Annotated in this window: 19 protein-coding genes and 1 tRNA gene; 6 read left to right on the forward strand and 14 right to left on the reverse strand. The window is 64.1% G+C overall.

The window, feature by feature from the left end:
* Positions 1-20 precede the first annotated feature (20 nt).
* Positions 21-1,046: an ankyrin repeat domain-containing protein gene (locus tag AC6RV7_RS10470; protein WP_500093920.1), complete on the reverse strand. Its 1,026-nt coding sequence runs from the start codon at positions 1,044-1,046 to the stop codon at positions 21-23.
* A 171-nt stretch (positions 1,047-1,217) separates the two neighbouring features.
* Between AC6RV7_RS10470 and AC6RV7_RS10475 the strand changes: the two genes are divergently transcribed.
* Complete coding sequence (locus AC6RV7_RS10475; RefSeq protein WP_500093921.1) at positions 1,218-1,595, forward strand: response regulator; 378 nt, start codon at positions 1,218-1,220, stop codon at positions 1,593-1,595.
* A gap of 106 nt (positions 1,596-1,701) precedes the next feature.
* Here the strand turns inward: AC6RV7_RS10475 and AC6RV7_RS10480 are convergent, their stop codons facing one another.
* Positions 1,702-7,782 (reverse strand): excinuclease ABC subunit UvrA, encoded by a 6,081-nt coding sequence (locus AC6RV7_RS10480; RefSeq protein WP_500093922.1) that lies wholly within the window; start codon positions 7,780-7,782, stop codon positions 1,702-1,704.
* An 86-nt stretch (positions 7,783-7,868) separates the two neighbouring features.
* On the reverse strand, positions 7,869-8,957 hold the full coding sequence (locus tag AC6RV7_RS10485; protein ID WP_500093923.1) for a glycosyltransferase: 1,089 nt from the start codon (positions 8,955-8,957) through the stop codon (positions 7,869-7,871).
* 38 nt (positions 8,958-8,995) lie between these two features.
* Between AC6RV7_RS10485 and AC6RV7_RS10490 the strand changes: the two genes are divergently transcribed.
* Positions 8,996-9,418: a phage holin family protein gene (locus AC6RV7_RS10490; RefSeq protein WP_500093924.1), complete on the forward strand. Its 423-nt coding sequence runs from the start codon at positions 8,996-8,998 to the stop codon at positions 9,416-9,418.
* 92 nt (positions 9,419-9,510) lie between these two features.
* Complete coding sequence (gene lpdA / locus AC6RV7_RS10495; protein WP_500093925.1) at positions 9,511-10,908, forward strand: dihydrolipoyl dehydrogenase; 1,398 nt, start codon at positions 9,511-9,513, stop codon at positions 10,906-10,908.
* A 96-nt stretch (positions 10,909-11,004) separates the two neighbouring features.
* Here lpdA and AC6RV7_RS10500 read toward each other — a convergent pair.
* The 4 genes from AC6RV7_RS10500 to cutA form a co-directional block, all read right to left on the reverse strand.
* Positions 11,005-11,079 (reverse strand) — tRNA-Arg (locus AC6RV7_RS10500).
* Positions 11,080-11,153: 74 nt separating this feature from the next.
* Positions 11,154-11,786 carry a YqaA family protein gene (locus AC6RV7_RS10505; RefSeq protein WP_500093926.1) on the reverse strand — a complete coding sequence of 211 codons (633 nt, stop codon included), beginning with the start codon at positions 11,784-11,786 and terminating at the stop codon, positions 11,154-11,156.
* A 73-nt stretch (positions 11,787-11,859) separates the two neighbouring features.
* Positions 11,860-12,015 (reverse strand): small basic protein, encoded by a 156-nt coding sequence (locus AC6RV7_RS10510; protein ID WP_500093927.1) that lies wholly within the window; start codon positions 12,013-12,015, stop codon positions 11,860-11,862.
* Positions 12,016-12,043: 28 nt separating this feature from the next.
* Positions 12,044-12,403 carry a divalent-cation tolerance protein CutA gene (gene cutA / locus AC6RV7_RS10515; RefSeq protein WP_500093928.1) on the reverse strand — a complete coding sequence of 120 codons (360 nt, stop codon included), beginning with the start codon at positions 12,401-12,403 and terminating at the stop codon, positions 12,044-12,046.
* 98 nt (positions 12,404-12,501) lie between these two features.
* On the opposite strand from cutA, the gene AC6RV7_RS10520 reads away from it, so the two are divergent.
* Together AC6RV7_RS10520 and smpB are read left to right on the forward strand one after the other, a co-directional pair.
* Complete coding sequence (locus AC6RV7_RS10520) at positions 12,502-12,702, forward strand: DNA-directed RNA polymerase subunit omega (RefSeq protein ID WP_500093929.1); 201 nt, start codon at positions 12,502-12,504, stop codon at positions 12,700-12,702.
* A gap of 70 nt (positions 12,703-12,772) precedes the next feature.
* The gene (smpB, locus tag AC6RV7_RS10525) at positions 12,773-13,249 is read left to right on the forward strand and encodes an SsrA-binding protein SmpB (protein ID WP_500093930.1); all 477 of its coding nucleotides are present in this window, start codon (positions 12,773-12,775) and stop codon (positions 13,247-13,249) included.
* A 1-nt stretch (position 13,250) separates the two neighbouring features.
* Here the strand turns inward: smpB and AC6RV7_RS10530 are convergent, their stop codons facing one another.
* Positions 13,251-13,673, reverse strand: a complete 423-nt coding sequence (locus tag AC6RV7_RS10530) for a response regulator (protein ID WP_500093931.1) — start codon at positions 13,671-13,673, stop codon at positions 13,251-13,253.
* A gap of 94 nt (positions 13,674-13,767) precedes the next feature.
* Here AC6RV7_RS10530 and AC6RV7_RS10535 point away from each other — a divergent pair, with 94 nt between their 5' ends.
* Positions 13,768-14,244 carry a tRNA (cytidine(34)-2'-O)-methyltransferase gene (locus AC6RV7_RS10535; RefSeq protein ID WP_500093932.1) on the forward strand — a complete coding sequence of 159 codons (477 nt, stop codon included), beginning with the start codon at positions 13,768-13,770 and terminating at the stop codon, positions 14,242-14,244.
* 129 nt (positions 14,245-14,373) lie between these two features.
* Here the strand turns inward: AC6RV7_RS10535 and AC6RV7_RS10540 are convergent, their stop codons facing one another.
* The 6 genes from AC6RV7_RS10540 to AC6RV7_RS10565 all read right to left on the reverse strand — a co-directional run bounded on the left by AC6RV7_RS10540 (position 14,374) and on the right by AC6RV7_RS10565 (position 19,988).
* The gene (locus AC6RV7_RS10540; protein ID WP_500093933.1) at positions 14,374-15,366 is read right to left on the reverse strand and encodes an ABC transporter ATP-binding protein; all 993 of its coding nucleotides are present in this window, start codon (positions 15,364-15,366) and stop codon (positions 14,374-14,376) included.
* Positions 15,367-15,372: 6 nt separating this feature from the next.
* On the reverse strand, positions 15,373-16,347 hold the full coding sequence (locus tag AC6RV7_RS10545) for an ABC transporter ATP-binding protein (RefSeq protein WP_500093934.1): 975 nt from the start codon (positions 16,345-16,347) through the stop codon (positions 15,373-15,375).
* Positions 16,348-16,414: 67 nt separating this feature from the next.
* Positions 16,415-17,464, reverse strand: a complete 1,050-nt coding sequence (locus AC6RV7_RS10550; protein WP_500093935.1) for a glycosyltransferase family 9 protein — start codon at positions 17,462-17,464, stop codon at positions 16,415-16,417.
* 7 nt (positions 17,465-17,471) lie between these two features.
* Positions 17,472-18,479, reverse strand: a complete 1,008-nt coding sequence (locus tag AC6RV7_RS10555; RefSeq protein ID WP_500093936.1) for a glycosyltransferase family 9 protein — start codon at positions 18,477-18,479, stop codon at positions 17,472-17,474.
* 2 nt (positions 18,480-18,481) lie between these two features.
* A complete protein-coding gene (locus AC6RV7_RS10560; protein WP_500093937.1) occupies positions 18,482-19,390 on the reverse strand; it encodes an LpxL/LpxP family acyltransferase in 909 nt (302 codons plus the stop codon).
* 7 nt (positions 19,391-19,397) lie between these two features.
* Positions 19,398-19,988, reverse strand: coding sequence for a DUF4254 domain-containing protein (locus tag AC6RV7_RS10565; RefSeq protein ID WP_500093938.1), 591 nt, complete (start codon positions 19,986-19,988; stop codon positions 19,398-19,400).
* Positions 19,989-20,022 lie beyond the last annotated feature (34 nt).

Here is a 20,022-nt window from a genome sequence, read left to right on the forward strand (position 1 = left end):
ATTTACGCCGGAAAGCCGGTCTAGAACGGCGGACGCGAGGCGCCGATGCGTTCCAGGAAACGGCCGATCGGTCCGCGCTGTTTCGGACGATATTCGATCGGAATGTGGTCGGCGTAACCCCGGGTGACGGCGAGCCGGCCGACGCTCATGCCGTCGTAGTTGCGGACGTTGAGCGTCTCGGGCGTGAGCAGACTGACGGGCACCTGATGGAGAAAACCCTCGTGCGCGGCGGCGTGGAGTGGGGTGTCGCCGTTGTCGTTACGGGTGAGGAGCAGATCGGCCGTGAGTTGAGCGCGCGGGATTTTAGAAAGCTGGCCGGATTCGGCAGCGGCGTGAATGGCCGTGAAACCCGTTTTGCTCGCGATCACGAGATGAGCGCGGGTGAGGAGCTCGGCAGGAATCTGTTCCAGGTGTTCCGAGATCGCAGCGGCGTGAAAAACGGTGTCGCCGGCATTGGTCGTCTGCAGGAGCGCGTCGGCGGTGAGCAACGCCCGCGGCACCTGGTCGAGGTGGCCGTTGAAAGCGGCGACATGGAGGACGGTTTCGCCGCCGAGGTTGCGCTCACGGAAACTTTCCGCGGTGAGAAAGGCGGCCGGCACGCGGTCGAGGCTGCCGTTTTCAGCGGCCTCGTGGAGGAGCGTGTTGCCGAGGTGATTCTTGCGCAGGATCGCCTCCGACGTGAGCAGCTCGCGGGGGATCTGGTCGAGATGCCCGTGGGCGGCAGCGACGTGGTAGACCGTGTATCCGGAATTGCTGGCAAGACTCAGGAGCGAGTCGACGAGCAGCTCGCGCGGCAGCTTGTTCAGTTGTCCGCTCTCTGCGGCCAGGTGCAGCGGCGTGTAGCCGGAGTCGTTGCGCACCGTGAAATTCTCGACCGTCAATCGGTCCGGCGGCAGCAGTTCGATGCCGCCGTGGCGCGCGATCGCATGCAGCGGCGTCGTGCCCGAAGGGTTGCGGGCGAGCAGGCGGGCGGAGGCGAGAACGTCGCGCGGCACCTCGGTCAGCGTGCCGAGGCGCGCCGCTTGGTGCAGGTCGTGGGAATCCATGTCGTGGGCGCCGGTTAACCCAGCCATATCGGATCCTTCAGGCAATTCATAAAGGCGGAATCCGCGTGAGGCTCGATTTCGATTTGCCAATAAACACCGGCCCAGCACGATGCCGCGCCAATGAAGCCAGGCGAGACGCCTTCAGCCTCCGGAACCGCTGCCAAAGACGCGGTGTTGCTCATCGACGATGAGCGTCCGCTGCTGGACGTGTTTTCCGCGGCGCTGTCGCCGTATTTTGAGGTGACGCTCGCCGGCTCCGCGCGCGAAGCGGAATTCATCCTGCACAAGAAAGCCTTCAAGGTCGCTGTCGCCGATCACCTCATGCCCGGCGGCAACGGCATGAATTTTTTGGTGCGCGCGCGCGAAGAGTATCCACACATGCAGCGCATCCTGGTCACCGGCTATATGAAACCGGAGATGCTGATGCGCAGCGTGAACGAAGCGGCGCTGTTTCGCTATTTGCTGAAACCGGTCTCGCTGCCCGAGCTCGTGAAGGTCGTGCAGGACGCCGCGAAGGCGCACGACGCGAGCGCCGCGGCCGCGCGATAAACTCTCCGGAAAGTAGGGGGCAGCGGTTCGCTCCGCCGTTGCGGCGGGCACCCGCGATCTGCGGCGGAAAATCGCGGGCGTTGCCGGGGCGACCAAGGCCGTCGGATTATTTCTTCAGTTTGGCGCGCAGATAGGGCGCGGTCGGACTGCCTTTTACTTTGAGCAGACCGGAGAGCTCGCCTTGATAAAGCAGCTCGCCGCCGTCGGGACCGCCGACCGGTCCGAGCTCGACGATGTAATCGGCCTCCGCGAGTAGATCGAGGTGATGCTCGATCACGACGACGGTGTGACCTTGGTCCACGAGCGAGTGCAGCACGCGGATCAGTTTCTCGCAATCGCTCAGGTGCAGTCCGATCGTGGGTTCCTCGAGCAGGTAGAGATTGCGCGGCAACTCGCCGCGGCTGCGTTCGCGATAGGTCGCAAGTCCGGCAGAAAGCTCGGTGACAAGTTTGAGACGCTGCGCTTCGCCGCCGGAGAGCGTGGGCGAGCTCTGGCCCAGCGTCAGGTAACCGAGTCCGCAATCGACCATGAGCTGGCACACCTGCGAAAGCTGCGAATGGAAATCGAAGAACTGCGCCGCTTCCTCGAAGGTGAGCTGCAGGACCTCGCCGATCGATTTTCCCTTCCACGTCACGTCGCTCAATTCGGGGCTGTAACGCAGACCGCGGCAATCGTCGCACGGCAGATACGTGTCGGGCATGAACGCCATCTCGAGCTTCACGCGTCCGGCGCCCTCGCAGGTCGGGCAGCGGCCGCCGGCGGTGTTGAAGGAGAAACGCGACGCGGTGTATCCGCGAATCTTGGACTCCGGCAGCGAGGCGAAGAACTGGCGGATGAGATCGAAGATGCCGAGGTAGGTTGCCGGGGTGGAGCGCGGCGTCTTGCCGATCGGCGACTGATCGACTTCGACGACCCGCTTGAATCCTTGGGCGCCGCGGAGCGAGGCGAACGGGAGCGGGGAGTTGCCGATGGAGAGTTGCAAGGAGTCGGCGGTGAAGTTCGTGGCTTTGACGAACTCGCGGCCGGTGAGCTTCGCCTTTTTGTTTTTAATGGCGCAATCGACCGCTGGATGCAGGAGATCGCGGAAGAGCGTGGATTTACCCGCGCCGCTCGGGCCCGCGACCATGATCAGCCGGCCGAGTGGCAGGCGCAGGTCGAAGCCTTTCAAGTTGCGAAACGCGGCGCCGCTCAGCTCGAGCCAGTCGCGATGAAACGGCGCCGGGCCGGCGGGGGCCTTTTTCTTGAGCAACGCGCGGACGGGACGCGTGGAGGCGACGGTGTTGGTCTTGACCGATCGGTATTCGCCGCGGAGCGGGTGCGGAATGCCCCGCTTGAGAAACAGCCCGGTCAGCGAACGATCGCTGCGTTTGATCTCGGCGGGCGTGCCGTTGGCGAGGATTTCGCCGCCGTGGACGCCGGCGGCGGGACCGAGGTCGATGATGCGGTCGGCACGCTCCATCAATTCGTCGTCGTGTTCGACGACGAGGAGCGTGTTGCCCTTGGCGCGGAGCGATTCGAGCGTGTCGATCAGCCGGTCGTTGTCGCGCGCGTGGAGCCCGATGCTCGGTTCGTCGAGGACGTAGAGGACGCCGGAGAGATTCGAGCCGAGCTGGGCCGCGAGCCGGATGCGCTGCGCCTCGCCGCCGGAGAGCGTTTCGGTCGGACGATCGAGCGAGAGGTAGCCAAGGCCGACGTGATCGAGAAACTTCAGCCGCTCCTCGATCTGCGGCACGATGTCCTGCGTGATGAGCCGGCCGCGCGTATCGAGATCCAAATTACGCAAATGGGCGAGCAACTGCGCGGGCGTGGAGGCGAGGAGCTGCGGCAGCGACAGCGGCAGCTGTTTGCCGCGAAAGTGGAGCTTCACCGCGCGTGAGACGCGATTCAGCCGGGCGCCGTGACATTCCGGACACGGCGTTCCGGCATCGGAAAGATCGTCGGCGGAATCCACACCGAATTCGCGCAGTCGCGCGGCGGGATCGTCCTTTTCGTCCTCATCGGACGTCTCGAGCATCCAGGGGAAAACGCGTCCATGCCCGCGACACGTGGGACACCAACCGCGCGGCGAGTTGAAGGAGAAATCCTTCGGATCGAGCTCGGAAAACGATTCGCCGGTTTCGATGTCGGTGCGCGTGGTCGAGAACCAGGACAGGATCGAGTTGCGCTCGGTGAGCAGGAAACAGGAGCCGCGGCCCAGGGCGAGTGCCCGGTCAAGCTGAGAGCTGAGAGTTGAGAGTTGAGAGCCGGACCGCTTCCTCTGGGCTCCGGGCTCTGGGCTCTGGGCTTTGAGATCGGCAACCACGACTTCGATGTCGTGTTCCTTGTAGCGATCGAGTTTTTGAAACGCGTCGACGCGCGTGAGCTGGCCGTCGGCGCGCATCAGCGAAAAGCCATGTTTGCCGATCCAAGTGGCGATCGGTTGATGGTGGCCCTTGCGGCCGCGGATCAACGGGGCGCAGAGATAAAGGTGTTTCGCGCGTTGCGCCGACGGCGAGGCGAGGACGCGTTTCAACAATGCTTTCAGTTGGCCGGGCGAAAGCGGTTCGACCGGTTTGTCGGTGTCCGGGTGATGCTGGATGCCGAGGCGCGCGTAGAGCAGGCGCAGGTATTGCGCGACCTCGGTGATCGTCGCGACGGTGGATTTGCGCGAACCGCGCGTGACGCGCTGCTCGATCGCCACGGTGGGCGGAATGCCGGAGAGGCGGTCGATCGCAGGACGCGGCAGCTGTTCGACGAACTGTCGCGCGTAGGGCGACATCGATTCCATGAAACGCCGCTGGCCCTCGGCGAAGACAATGTCGAATGCGAGCGTGGATTTGCCGGAGCCGGAAACGCCGGTGACGACGTTGAGCTGCCGGTGAGGAATCGAGAGCGAGATGTTTTTGAGATTGTTCTCTCGCGCGCCTTCGATGCGAAGCATCGAAGGGGTTTCGAGTTCCGGGTTCCGGGTTCCGGGTTGAACGGCTTCGTAACGTGCCGGAGATTCGGCGGCGAGTAACTCGGAACGCGGAACGCGGAACCCGGAACTTTCTGCGAGCGCCGCTCGCAGAAAGCCGCTCGTGGCGGTGTCGGCGGCGGCGACTTGCTCGGGTGTGCCCTCGGCGACGACGCGGCCGCCGTTGGCACCGGCATCGGGGCCGATCTCGAGAATCCAGTCGGCGGATTTGAGGACGTCGAGGTTGTGCTCGATGACGACCACGCTGTGACCGCGATCGACGAGTGCCTGCAGCACGGACAGCAGGCGCTTCACGTCGTGGCGATGCAGACCGGTCGTCGGCTCGTCGAGCAGGAGCAGGGCGCCTTGGGAAGGTTCCGGGCTTTGGGTTTTGGGTTCTGGGTTTCGGGTTCCGGTTTTCGAGTTCGAGCGACGCGAAACGGTTTCGGACAACGCGGAACTCGAAACTCCGAACTCGGCACCCTCCGCGGCGTAGCCGCCGAGGTAGCGGACGAGTTTCAGACGCTGCGATTCGCCGCCGCTGAGGGTGTTCAACGGTTGCCCGAGCGTGAGATAACCGAGCCCGACGGCGTCGAGCGACGCGAGCCGCTGGCGAATCGCGGCATGTCCGGCGAAAAGTGGCAGCGCGTCGCTGATGCTCGTGGCGAGCAGATCCGCGACCGAGCGACCGCTCCATTGGATCGCTAGCACCTCGGGTTTGAAACGCCGGCCTTCGCACACCGGACATGGCACGAAAACGTCGGAGAGAAACTGCATCTCGACGCGCTCGTAACCGAGACCCTGGCAATGGTCGCAGCGACCTTCGCCGCTGTTGAAGGAAAACGAGGAGGCGTTGAAGCCGGCGGCTTGGGCGGCGGGCGTGGAGGCGTAGAGATCGCGGATCAGTTCCCACGCTTCGGTGTAGAGCGCAGGATTGGAACGCGGCGTGCGCGACAGCGGCGATTGGTCAACGAGGACGATTTCGGTTAACGCGCCCGCGACGGGCGCGAGTCCAGCGCTTGAGGTCGAGGGCTGGGAGGGGGTGAGCGTGCGCGCGGGTTGAGAGTTGAGACTTGAGGGATGAGAGTCGGAGGAATCAGCGACGGTGATCGCTTCGATCGTGGCGGGGTCTTCCGTGAGCTGGAGACGCTGTGCGAGGAGACCTTGGTAGATCACGTTGTCGAGCAGCGTGGATTTGCCGGAGCCGGACACGCCGCTGAGGCAGACGAAACGCTGGAGCGGGAGACGGAAGGAGAGATTGCGGAGGTTGTGCTTGGTGGCGTTTTGGAAATGGAGAGAGAGGATCTGAGGCTTGGGATCTGAGATGTCAGAAACGGGGCGACGGTGGGCGGGCGTGGCGATCGATTCGCGGCCGGAGAGATACGCGCCGGTGATGCTCTTCGGATGTGCGAGCATTTCGGATACAGTGCCGGAGAACACGATGTGCCCGCCGCGGCCGCCGGGTTCGGGTCCGACCTCGATCACGTGATCCGCGGCGCGGATCATCGCTTCATCGTGCTCGACCACGACGACGGTGTTGCCGGCGTCGGTCAGCGTGCGGATGATGCCGATGAGCCGGTCGATGTCGCGCGGGTGCAGGCCGACGCTCGGCTCGTCGAGCACGAACAAGGTGTCGACGAGGGATGTGCCGAGGCAGCTGGTGAGATTGACGCGCTCGACCTCGCCGCCGGACAGCGTCCGCGACTGCCGGTCGAGCGTGAGATAGCCGAGCCCGACGCGCTCGAGATAACGCAGCCGCGTGACAATCGAATCGTAAGCCAGCGACTCCGACCGGTCCTCCGCCGCGCCCGAACCAGTGTCATACATTATATGACACTTTTGTAATTCCGCGAGGAGGTCGGAGACGGGGAGTTGGTAGAGTTCGGGGAGGGTGTGGCCCTGCCATTTCCAGCAGAGCGATTCGGGTTGGAGACGCTGGCCGTGGCAGGCGGGGCAGGGATTATAGGCGCGGTAGCGGGCGAGGAAGACCCGCACGTGCATCTTGTAGGTGTTCTTTTCCAGCCACCGGAAAAAGCCCTTCACGCCATACCAATACTTCGGCCAGGTCTTGCCGTTTTCCTCGCCGTAGCCGGGTTCGCCGTTAATGACGAAGTCGCGCTGCTCCGGCGTCAGCGAGGCGAACGGCACGTTCGTCGGAATTTTCTTCTTCTTCGTGAAAACGTAGAGGTCTTTCTTCGACTCGCCGTAGATGTCGCTCTCCCAGCATTTGATCACGCCCTGGTCGATCGACAACGACTGGTCGGGCACCGCGAGTCGGTAATCGATCTCGATCACGCGGCCGAAGCCGCGGCAATTCGGACACGCGCCGAGCGGGGAGTTGAACGAAAAGAGCGCGGGCGTGGCGGCGCGGAACGTGCGACCGGTTTTGGGCGAATGCAGGCCGCGGGAAAAGTGGCCGAGTTCGCTGAAGAGAGTGTTGAGAGTTGAGGGTTGAGAGCTGGGAACGGTGACAGAGTCGAAGAGGAAAACTTCGCCCTGGCCGAAGTGGAGCGCGGTTTCGATGGCTTCGAGAAAGCGGGGTTTGTCGGAGGTGGAAACGGCGACGCGATCCTGGACGACGTGGAGGTGCGGGGAAGTTGAGAGTTGAGCGTTGAGGGTTGAGGGAGGGAGAGAGAGGAGGTCGTCGATGCGTTGCGCGGCGACGGTGCCGTCGGGCTGCGCGAGGAGGACCCGGACGTAGGACTGCCCCTTCAGATTCTGCAGGATTTCCGGCCAGGTGAGGTTGGCGGGCTTCGTGACTTTGAAGGCGATGACGACGGTCTGGTCGGCGTGCGACGCGTGTGTCTTGGACCAGATGGTGTGGGCGTTGTCGTCCTCGACTTTCTCGCCGGTCGCGGGATCGAAGCATTCGGCGACGTGGCTGAACCAGACTTTGAAGAAGTCGGTGAGCTCCGTCATCGTGCCGACGGTCGAGCGCGAGGTCTTGACGGTGTTGGTCTGCTCGATGGCGATCGAGGGGCGGATGTTTTCGATCGAGTCGACCTTGGGTTTGTCGAGCAGGTCGAGAAATTGGCGCGTGTAGGCGCTGAAAGTTTCGACATAGCGCCGTTGTCCCTCGGCGTGCAGCGTGTCGAACACCAGCGAGGATTTTCCGGCGCCGCTCAGGCCCGTGACGACGATGTAGTTGCCTAGCGGCAGATCGAGATCGAAGCCTTTGAGATTGTTCTGACGCACGCCGCGGAGGCGGATGCATTCGGGAGCGGAGCGGGAGGTTTTAACCACAGCAGGCACGGATGCGAACCAGCGCGCGGAAAGCAACTCGGCGCGTGGCGGATGTCCGGTCTCCTGACAACAGGCTGTCAGGAGCCGGTGAAGTTTCACGGCGTCAGCTGCGCGAAAAGTTTGAGATAGGCGTCGACCTGACCGGCGGGATCGAACGTCGTGCGGGCGAAGTCGCGGGCGTCGGCTGCGAGTTGCGCGCGTTCGTTTTCCGGCGTGGCGGCGAGCGTCACAATCCGCTGGCGAAACGCGTCGCGATCATCACGGGCAATCACCCAGCCGGTGCGACCGGGCAGAAACGTCTCGCCGAGACCTTGCGCGGCGTAGCCGACGCACGGCAGACCGTGAGCCTGGGCTTCGATGAAGAAATTCGACAACGACTCGCTCGCGGACGCATGCACGGCGATGTCCGCGCCGGCGTAAAGTGCGGACGGATCGCGCACGAAACCGAGAAAACGCACGCGGTCCGTCAGGCCCTTTTCGTGCGTGAGTTGTTCGCAGGCCGCGCGCGCGGGGCCGTCGCCGGCGAGCCAGAGTTGCCAGTCGAGCGCGGCGGGAAGACCGGCGGCGATCTCGATCAACTCGCGCTGGAGTTTCTCGGGCCGGAGCATCGCAACGCAGAGCAGCACGGTGGTGTTGGGCGTGGCGTGGTGTTGCGCGCGCGTGGCGGCGCGATCGGCGGGCGTGGCACGGCCGGCGTCGGGGAAAATCAGCGAGTTGTGGATAACGCTGATCTTCGCGGGCGGCAGCCTGTGGCGTTGCACGAGGAGATCGCGCGCTTCGCGGCTGTTGGCGACGATGTGGCGGACGGCGGCGAGCGAGCGGCGGAAGAGAAACGGGAGCGACTTGCCGGTGCGCAGCGTGCCGATCACGGCGGCGCGAGGATTCCGGCGCTGCAGGCTGCCAGCGTAGCAGTTGGCCATGCGACCCATGCAGAGAATCACGTCGGGATCGAACCGGCAGCTGTGGCGCAGCAAGCCCGGTGCGAACCAGTCGAGACCGAGATCGAGCGGTTGCAGGATCGTTTGACGCATGGCGGGCGCGAGCGTGGGGCGGAGCACGCCGCCGGGTCGAAACGTCAGCAACGTCACGGTATGGCCGACGGCGGCGAAGGCGTTGGCCAGGAGCACGCTTTGACGCTCGGTGCCGCCGCTCCGCAGACGATCCTGCACGAGGAGGATTTTCATTGCGGGATCGAGCCGCGGGGGGACAGTGAAGCCATTCGATGAGCGGACTGACTCAACTTCTGATCCGATGGGCGGTGCTGGCGATCGGTGTTGTGCTCGCGGAGAAACTGCTGCCCGGAATCGAGTGTCGCGACGCTGGCACGCTGTTCGTCGTCGTGCTCCTGTTGAGTTTCTTCAACGCGATCCTGCGTCCGCTGCTCGTGCTGTTCACGCTGCCGTTCATCGTGCTGACGATGGGGCTCGGCATCGTGGTGATCAACGCCTTGTTGTTCATGCTGGTCGGGAAGCTGGTCGACGGCTTTTACGTGGCAGGTTTCGGGTCCGCGATTGGCGGTGCGTTGATCGTGAGTCTGACGAATTTCCTGCTGGGCGGATTTGCGAAGCGGACGAGGGACGGTGGCGCGCAGCCGCCGCGACCGCCGGCTTCGCGCGGGAAGAGCGACGACGTCATCGATATTTGAGGTCTGGTCGAGGCGCGCGCCGGAGCGGAGATTCCGTTTGACCGCATCTGGCGGTGCGGCGACGGTGGGGCCAAAGTCCACCTTTTCCCATCATGGCTGAAACAATCGAATACGATCTGGTCGTCGTCGGCGGCGGTCCCGCGGGTTATGCGGGCGCGATTCGCGCCGGGCAACTTGGCAAGAAGGTTGCCTGCGTCGAAATGGAGCGCGCGGGCGGGACCTGCTTGAACTGGGGCTGCATCCCGACGAAGGCGTTGCTCAAGAGCGCGGAGCTCTACCAGAAGATCAAGAAAGCGGATACGTTCGGCCTGTCGGTGAAGGACGTGAGCTTCGACTTCGCGAAAGTCATGGAGCGCTCCCGCGGCGTCGCGGGCCAGATGGCGAAGGGCGTCGAGTTTCTCTTCAAGAAGAACAAGGTCGATTACATCATCGGCCGCGCGACCGTGCCCGCTGCCGGCATGGTCGAGATCGTCGACGGGGAGAACAAAGGAAAGTTCCTCAAGGCGAAAAACATCCTGATCGCGACCGGCTGCAAGATGCGCCGCATCCCGGACGTGCCGGTCGACGGCACGCGCGTGATGACCTCGCGCGAGGCGCTCGCAGCCAAGTCGCTGCCGAAGTCGATCGTGATCGTCGGCGCGGGTGCGATCGGCGTCGAGTTCGCCTATTTCTACAACGCCTTCGGCACGAAGGTGACCCTCGTCGAGATGCTGCCGCAGATCCTGCCGGTCGAGGACGAGGAGGTTTCGAAAGTGCTGCACCGCGCGTTTGAGAAGCAGGGCATCGCGATCAAGACCGCCACCAAATGCGAGAACTTCCGCGTCGGCAAAGACTCGGTGAAGTTGAATCTGGTGAAGGACGGCCAGACCGAGGAGATCGAAGTCGAGACCGTGCTGTCCGCGATCGGCGTCGTCGCCAACATCGAAGGCGTGCTCGGAGCCAATCTGAAGGTGGAGCTCGACCGCAACTACGTGAAGGTCGGCGACGATTATCAGACCAACGTGAAGGGCATTTACGCGGCCGGCGACATCATCGGGCCGCCGTGGCTCGCGCACGTGGCGACCTTCGAGGCGGTGAACGCGGTCAACGGCATGTTCGGCCACGGCAAGCCGGAGCGCGTGAAGAATTTCCCCGGCTGCACCTATTGCCAGCCGCAGGTGTCGAGCACCGGCCTCACGGAAAAAGCCGCGAAGGAAAAGAAGTTGGACTACAAGGTCGGCAAGTTCCCGTTCACGGCCTCCGGCAAGGCGGTCGCCTCGTCCGAAAGCGAAGGTTTCGTGAAGGTGATCAGCGACGCGAAGACGGGCGAGATCTTCGGCGCGCACATCATCGGTTCGGAAGCGACGGAGCTGATCGCCGAATACGGTCTCGCGATCGAGCTCGAGGCGACGATCGAGGAGATCCACCAGACGATCCACGCGCACCCGACCTTGAGCGAAGCGGTGATGGAAGCTGCCGCCGCCGCGATGGGCGAGGCGATCCACATCTAGGAATCTTCCTGTTTTTCGGCGGCGCGAGATCCTCGCGCCGCTTTTTTTTTGTCCCGGCCGGCCGCTCGATTGAAGCGCGCCGTGCCGATTCGGAAGTGGTGCGAGTGCCGGGAGTCGAACCCGGATCAACGGCTTCGGAGACCGCTACACTATCCATTGTGCTACACCCGCAGAGAGGAAAGGAACGCCCGGAAATTCGCGTGCGTCACGCACGCTGTCGAGAGTAAAGACTGCCGCGCGAAAGCCTAAAACGCGTATTTGATCAGCACGAAGCTGCCGACCAGCAGGACCATGAAAATCACGGTGAACAGCTCGAGGTATTTATCGAGCAGTCGCTTTACCGGCGGTCCGAAAAAGTAAATCGTGCCGGCGACCAGGAAGAATCGGCCCGAGCGGCCGATCACCGAGGCGAGCACGAGCGTCCCGAGGCCGACTTGTTCGTGAAACACGCCCGCGGCGATCGTGAAGACCTTGTAGGGGATCGGAGTGAAGGCCGCGGTGAGAATCGCGAGAAATGCATTTTGCCCGTAGAGGTCCGCCACCGTTGCCCACGCTTCGCCATAGTGCAGCAAATCGAAGATGATCCAGCGGCCCAGCGGTTCGGCGGCGTAGCCGATGTAGTAGCCGATGATGCCGCCGACCACCGAACCGATCGAGCACCACATCGCAAACCACGGCGCGCGCTTCGGCGCACCCATGCACAGTGCGATCAGCAGAACGTCCGGCGGGATGGGGAAAAACGAAGACTCCGCGACCGCAATCAGGATCAGCGCCGGGAGGCCGTAACGTGTGTCCGCCCAATGCAAAACCCAGGCGTAAAGTCGTTTGAGCAGGTTTGGACGCGGTGCAGGCGCGACGGTGGTGGATTCGCTGCTCATGAGTCGAAAAAAATTTTGGACACAAAAAAAGCAGGTCGCGAAACGACCTGCTTAAAAGATAAAAGAGCGCGGCTCAGACGTCAGGCTTGGTTTTGCGCAGACCCTGAACGCGGTCGCCCGCCTTCCATTGACCACGCTTCTTGAGGAGGTCCACGCGTTCGAAGCGCTTCAGGACGTTGCGCTTAACGACGATACCGGAGATGCCTTGGAGGCTTTTGTGCTGTGACATGGCGAGAAAACGGAAGGGTTGCGAGTTGCTAAAGGGGTGGAGTGCTAGGGTTGGCCTTGGCCCATGACAAGTATTTTTCTGCCACGTGCGACGCGGCCACCACGATCCACTCCGGTGTCTCATACGGGTGGTGGTCGCGTAGATGGCGATCGAGTGCGCCGGCGTGCTGCGGCAGAAACTTGAGGGTCAGCCGCACTTCCTCGCCGCGCTCCAATTTGCCCTGCCAGCGGTAGATCGAGACGATGGAGGCGTCGATCTGCGCGCAAATCACCCAGCCTCGGGTCACGACGTCCTCCGCAAACGCCTCGGCCTCCGCGCGGCGGGAGAAGGTGGTCCAGCCGACGAGCAGGCTCGGCGCGGCAGCATTTCCGGAAGAAGCATTCGACATGGCGCGAGGGAAGGACGGAGAGGCGGGGAAATTGACCCTTGACGCTACCGGCAGGGGATGTAGCTCTCAACGTTTTTCACTGCAGAGAAACGCCCACCATGAGAGACGATTACGTAAAGGAAGCGCTCAAGGTCATTCCCGACCCGAATGTGTTGATCAACGTGGTTTCCCGCCGCGTCAAGCAACTGCGCCGCGGCAACCGTCCGCTCGTCGAGTCTCTCGAGAAGCTTTCGTCCGAGGACGTTGCGCTCCGCGAAGTCATCGAGGGCAAGATCAGCTTCGAGATCGGCGAGAACTAAGTTACCGCACCTTTCCAAAGGGCGGCCCCGCGATTGCGGGCGCCGCCTTTTTTGTGCATAGATATCCGTCATGTCCGCCCAGAAGAAAGACGCCGCCCGCTACACGGAGATCCGCAACGCGAAAGCGTTGCGCGATTACTTCGTCGATGAGCGCTTCGAGGCCGGTATCCAGCTGCGCGGCACCGAGGTGAAATCGATCCGTGCCGGCCGGGCGCAGATCAACGATGCGTTCGGCCGCGTCGAAAAAGGCGAGGTGTGGCTCCACGGCGCGCACATCGAGCAATACGCGTTTGGCAACATCCACAACCACGACGCCAAACGCATCCGCAAGCTGCTGCTCCACCGTCATCACATCCGCAAGATCCAGCAGGCGCTCGACAGCGGCGGCCGCGCGCTCGTGCCGTTGCGGATGTATTTCAAGGACGCGCTGGTGAAGGTCGAGGTCGCGCTCTGCACCGGCAAGAAGCTCTTCGACAAGCGCGAAACACTGAAGAAGAAGGTCGAGCTGCGCGACGTGGATCGCGCGATGAAGTCGTTTCGCCGCTGAGTCAGGCGGACGCGGTTCCGCCGGCGGCGCGATCGAGATTCGCCGCAAACTCCGGCGCGTGGCGCACGATTTCCTCGGCGAGCCGCCGCCAGCCAAAAGGTTTCGCCAGCAGCGCACGCAGCGGCCGGTCGGCGCCGAAATCGTCGCCGTCGGGATCGATCGTGTGCCCGCTGATCATGATGAACGGCACCCGCGGCTGCAGCTCCGCGGCGCGGCGCACGAACTCGAAGCCGTCCATCTGCGGCATGTGATAGTCCGTCACCACCGCACCGACATTTGCATCGCGCAGCGCGTGCAGCGCATCGAGCGGCCGCGTGAAGGCGAGCACGGGACAGCCGAGATTCTCGGCCAGCATGTGCGCGAGGAGATCGACGTAGGATTTCTCGTCGTCGACCATGACGATCGCTCTGCGGGAAGGGCTCACGAAACTGGAGCCGCGACCTTGCGGGAAACGCCACGCGAATGCAATCCACGACCCGCGCTTGCCCCGTTTATAGCAGCGAATTGATGATGGTCCGATGCTGCACGTTGTCCTGTTTCAACCCGAGATCGCTCCGAACACGGGAAATATCGGCCGGATGTGCGCGCTCACGCGCAGCCGTCTCCACCTGATCCACCCGCTTGGTTATGTGATCAACGACCGCAACCTGCGGCGCGCCGGCATGGATTACTGGAAGTCGCTCGACGTGCACGAGCATGCGGACTGGGCGGCGTTTCGCGCCAGCCCGCGCGCGCCGCAGCGGCTGTGGCTTTTCACCACGCGCGCGGAACGAACGTTCTGGGATGTGGCCTACGCGGATGGCGACGGTCTGCTCTTCGGCAGCGAGAGCGCCGGCGCGCCGGAGTGGCTGCATCAGGAAATGGGAGACGCTCAGCGCGTGCGGATCCCGCATGCGAATCCGGAGCTGCGTTCGCTGAACCTCAGCACCGCCGCGGGCGTCGCGTGCTACGAGGCGCTGCGACAGTTGCCGCCCCTGCGCGCCACGATGCGCTGAATCGCGCGCGCGGGCTTGCCGGACGTTGGCTCAAACCCGGCGGAAAAGTGGTCGCGATTTACGACGAGCCGCCGGCGCGCAGCGGACGGGCCTGAGACGGCGATTCCGCTTCTGCGATGCGCGGCCGTTTCACGGTTCGCCGATCTCGTCGAGTCGCACGCACGCGGCTTCGCGACCCGGGCCGGCGGGAAGTAGGGAGGGAACGGCAGGCTTGCACTTTTCCGCGGCGAAAGGGCAGCGCGGGTGAAACGGACAACCGGACGGAGGGTTGAGCGGAGACGGCGGATCGCCGGCGAGCACGATCCGCTGGGGCGCGCGTTCGGCGTCGGGATCGGGCGTCGGAATCGCGCTGACCAGCGCCCGCGTATAAGGATGCTGGGGACGCTCGATCACGTCGGCCGCGGGACCGAGCTCCATGATCTTTCCCAGATACATCACCGCGACGCGATCGGAGATGTGCTTCACGACCGAGAGATCGTGGGCGATGAAGATCATCGAGAGATTCCGCTGGCGGCAGAGCTGCGCGAGCAGGTTGAGAATCTGCGCCTGGATGGAAACATCCAGCGCGGACACGGGTTCGTCGGCGATGATGACCTTCGGGTCCAGCGCCAGCGCGCGGGCGATCGCGATGCGCTGGCGTTGTCCGCCCGAAAACTCATGCGGATATTTCTGCATGAAGCGCGGCGCGAGGCCGACCTGGTTCATCAGCTCGGCGACGCGCGCGGTGACTTCGGATTTCGGGCAGCGGCCGTGGACAAGCAGCGGTTCCGCGAGCGTCGCGAACACCGTCATGCGCGGATTGAGCGATGCATACGGATCCTGAAACACCATCTGCAGATCGCGACGAACGTCGCGAAGCGCGTCGGCCGAGCCGGAGGTGAGATTTCGTCCCTCGAGCACGACCGTGCCGGCGGTCGTCGGAACGAGCTGCATGATCGTGCGCGCGAGCGTGGATTTGCCGCAGCCGGATTCGCCGACAAGCCCGAGGACCTCGCCGCGGGCGACGGACAACGTCACGCCGTCGACCGCTTTGACGGTGCCGACGTGGCGCTTGAAGAAACCTTCCCGCACGGGGAAGTGCGTCTTCACGTCGTTGATTTCGAGAATGGGGCGGTCGGCCATCGCGATCTAGATTTCTCCGAGTTGCGCGCGCAGGCACGCGTGGGCGTGACCGGGCGCGGTTTCGACAAGCCGTGCCGGGGTGGTGACGCATTTTTCCCGAGCGAACTCGCAGCGCGGCGCGAACGGGCAACCCGGGAGCGGCTTCGACAAATCCGGCGGCGTGCCGGCGATCGTATAGAGTTCGGCGCCCTTGGGCTGCAGCGCGGGAATCGAGCGCTGCAGTGCGCGGGTGTAAGGATGACGAGGCGCGTAGAACAGCGTGCGCGTGTCGGCCGTTTCCACGATCCGACCGGCATACATCACCTGCACGCGATCGCAGAGTCCGGAAACGACGCCGAGATCGTGGGTGATGAAGATCACGCCCATGTTGAGCTCGCGCTGCATCGTCCTGATCAGCTCGAGGATCTGAGCCTGCACCGTGACATCGAGCGCGGTGGTCGGTTCGTCGGCGATCAACAGTTCCGGCTTGGTAATGAGCGCCATCGCGATCATCACGCGCTGGCGCATGCCGCCGGAGAACTCGTGCGGATAATGGTGGATGCGTTTCGCGGCATCGTTGATGCCGACAGCCTCGAGCATCTCGAGCGCGCGGGCGAGTGCCTGCTTTCGTGAAATGGAATCGTGGATACGCAGCGGTTCGATCAGCTGCTCCGAGACGCGCAGGTAGGGGTTCAGCGACGTCATCGGATCCTGGAAAACCATCGCGATGCGTTTGCCGCGGATCGTGCGGGCTTGTGCCGGCGGACAATGGAGGAGGTCGATCCCATCGAAAAGCGCCGTGCCGCTTTCGATCCGACCAGGTGGTTGCGGGACGAGGCCCATCAGCGAGTAACAGGTCACGGATTTCCCGGAACCGGACTCGCCGACAATGCCGAGCGTCTCGCCGCGTTCGACCGCGAAGCTCACGCCGTCGACGGCGCGGTAAACGCCGGTGCGGGTGTGAAACGTGGTGCGAAGATCGGTGACCGTCAGCAGTGGCATCGCGTGGTGCGGAAAGACGCTGCCATGGCGCAACGGTTCGACAATGTCCAATCCACCGTCGCGATTTTCAAAGCCGCACCAGCTCGCGCCAGGCGGCAATCAACTGCGCGGGCGCGATGCCGGCGAGCGTCAGGTCGTCGCGCGCTTCGGTTTGGACAATCTTCACCGGCGCCGTCGTCGGGACCGGCGCGTAGAGATCGACGGACTTGGCGGGGTGGCGGGTAAACATCACCACCAGCGGGCAGCCCATCGCGGCCGCGGAGTGGGCGGGACCGGTGTCGACGCTGAGCAGGCTGTGCGCGCGTTCCTGCAGCGCCAGCAGGCGCGGAATCGGCAGGTCGTCGGTCGCGATCGCCACTCGATCGCGCGGAGCGGGCAACAACGCCACGATGTCCTCGGCGAGCGGGCGTTCCGAAGGCGCGCCGCACAAGACAACGAACGCGTCGGGAAGCCGTTCGCGCACGGCGTTGATCACTTGCGCCCAGTTGGCTTCAGGCCAGTAGGCGACGTTCGTGGCGCGGCGGCGATTCCCGCCCTTCATCGTTTTCTTGTTGCCGGCCTGGATCAACACGAGCGGTCCGCCAACGAGCCCGCGCCGCGCGAGCCAGTCGCTGCAATCGCGACGATCTTCGTCGGTGAGGGTGGGGCGCGCGTCAGGAGCCGGAAGATTCGCCGTCTCAGCATACGTGGGCAGCGCCGCGGGCGTTGCGCGCCCCAGTCGCAGCATGTGCGCGAGAATATGTTCGGCCGGTTGGCGCGGAAAATCGCGGAGCGTGCAGATCCACCCGGCACCGATGCCGGCGCGACGGAGCAGCCACAGCGGTTTTTCGTCGGGTTCGAAAACGAAGACGGGGCCGGGCGGGCGACGGCGGAGCCACGCGACGAGTTCGCGCTGGCTGCGATTGAACCAATACGGCGCGCGCCGGCTGGTCAGATAAAAACGCTGGCCCACCGCCGGCACGCGCTGCAGGAGCGGATCGGTCCAGGGACCGGACGACACGACATCGCACGGCTGGCCGAAACGAGCGGCGAGCAGCTTCAGGATCGGGATCATCAGGACCATGTCGCCGAAGGCGCCGAAGCGGACCACCAGCGGAGGAGTTGAAGCCGGGGACATCGAGAAATCAGGTCGGAGGGGCGAGGTAACGATCGAGCGCGGATTGAACTTCGTCGACGCTCACACGCAGCAGCGGTTGCTGACCGGACAAGTCGTCGGGACGCAATATCGTGTGCGGCGTGTCCCATGGATGCCAGCGCCACGGCTCCAGCGGGCCGAACAGCGCGACGATCGGGACGTGAAACGACGCCGCGATGTGCAAGAGCCCCGTGTCGATGCCGAGCGCGAGATCCATGACACGGAACAGCGAGTTCACGTCGCGGATGGGCAAGTCGCAGCTCCAGTCGTAGCAGTGCGCGCGCAGCGACTCCGGCAGACGGGCGAGAATCTCGGCGTAGTAGGACGCGTTGCCGGGCGAATCGCAGAAATGGATTTCGCAATTCCGGTCGCGAATCAGCCAGTCGATCACTGCGGAGAAGCGTTCCGGCGACCAGTCTTTGGGCAGGTAAACGGATTTCGCGCAAACGAAGACGCGCCGGCGGCCGGTGTCGCTGAGCCGCGCGCGAACGCGGGCGTCGACCGACGGATCGCTCCAGTTCTCGTTGAATGTATCCGTCACCGGAATACTATCGGCGCGCAGCACGTCGAGGAAGCATTCGACCTCGTGCTTGCCGGGATACGGCGTGCTGCGTTGGAGCAGCCAGCTGCGGCCCTCGGTGCTGAAACCGACGCGGTGCGGGATGCCGGCGAGCAGCGGGAGGATCGCGCTCGAGAACGAACGCCGCAGAATATATACGCGATCGTAGCGACGGGCGCGCAGCAGCCGCGCGCAGGCGAGCAGCGACCGCGGATGCGGCGAGGCCTTCTTCGCGCGCGGAGCGAAGTAGACGATTTCATCCTTGTAGGGACAGTGGACGAGGGTGTCGCCGGAGACGGGTTCGGCGAGCACGTCGATCTTCGCCTGGGGAAACGCGCGGCGCAGATTCCGCAGCGCGGGAATGGCGAGCACGGTGTCACCAATAAAGCGATACCGGATGACGAGAAGCCGGAGCGGCCGCGGATCGGGAAACGCCATGCTCAGTAAACCTCGGGATAGCCGGGGCCGCGCGCCTTGAAGCGCTTGTGGACCCAGAAATACTGCTCCGGCGCTTCGCGAATGTGGTGCTCGATGAGCTGGTTGACGCGGATGGCGTCGGCGCTTGCGTCGGCGGTGGGAAAGTTCTCCAGCGGCGGCAGGATCGTGAGCGTGTAGCTGTGATCGGCTTCCCGTTTCGCGAAGTAAGGCACGACGGCGGCGCCCGTCATTTCCGCGAGTTTGCTCGTCGCGGTGTTGGTGATCGCGGGCACGCCGAAGAACGGCAGGATTTCGCTCATCTTGCTGCGCTTGCCCTGGTCGGGCGCATACCAGATCGCCCAGCCGGCGCGAAGGGCGCGGATGAGACCTTTCAGATCGTCGAACGGCACGGCGATCTTCATGTGGCTGTGCCGCTGGATCTTCATTTGCGCGGCGAGGACGGGATTGTTCGGATCGCGGTAGAGGCAGCCCATCGCAAACTCCTCGCTCATGTAGCGGCCGCAGAGTTCGAGTGTCGTGAAATGGGCGGTGAGCACGACCGCGCCTTTGCCGGCGGCGATCGCGCGCTCGAGGTGCTCGCGTCCGATCAAACGGTGACGCGGCAAACGCGCCGGCGGCGTCCACCATGCGGCCACGGTTTCAAAGAGGCCGAGCGCGAGCGATTGGTAGTGGCGTTTCGCGAGCGCGCGGATCTCGGCGGCGGATTTTTCCGGGAAACACAGCCGCAGGTTTACGAGCGTGACGTGCCGGCGGACCGGCACGACGTGATAAAAGAAAACGCCCAGTCCGCGGGCGAGACCGCGTTGCACCGGCCAGGGCAGCAGGCTGAGCGCGCGAAAGACGCCGAGGCCAAACCAGGTCGGCCAGTGTTGCGGCAGCCACAGCCGGGTGCGTTCGCTCGGGCGGCCCATGCCGGGATCAGGCTTTGGCCGCGTGGCGGTAGAGCTGCGGATTCAGCGCGGGGTCATTATACATCTTGAACTGGAAATAGACGGAAAACGTCCGGCGGCGGGCGGCGATGTCGGCGAGCAGATCCGCGAGGCACTGGGTGAGGTCGGCGCGCTGGACGCGGATGCGCGCGAGTTTCTCGCCGCATTTGGCGTGGTGCTCGGCCGTCGCCTCGGTGCGCTGGGTTTCCTCGTGCATGTGGAATTCCTTGAGCGAAAGAATCGAGAGCCGGTCGATCATCATGCCGGGTGTCTCCGAATTTCGGGGACAGCCCTCGGTGGGCGGCTGCAGCGCGGCGACGATCGCCTTGTCCATTTCCTCAATGAAGTTGTTTCGCTCCTGGTTGAAACGGTCGATGTTGCGCTTGGCGCGGTAGACCGCTTCGAAACCGAGATCGTCGCGGCGGGCGATGTCCTCCTCGTGCCAGAGCTGGAAATTCCGGAGATGGTTCTGCTGCACGAGCAGCGGAAAGCCGGCGCCGGTGGCGGCGGGCGGCGTCTCGTGCCAGCGGGCGGTGAGAGTGTTTTGCAGAGCGGCAATTTCCGCAGCGGAGGGAGTCATGATGGAGGCAAATTGAGTTGAACGAAAGCGGGGC

The organism is Opitutus sp. sgz309028 (assembly GCF_059821195.1).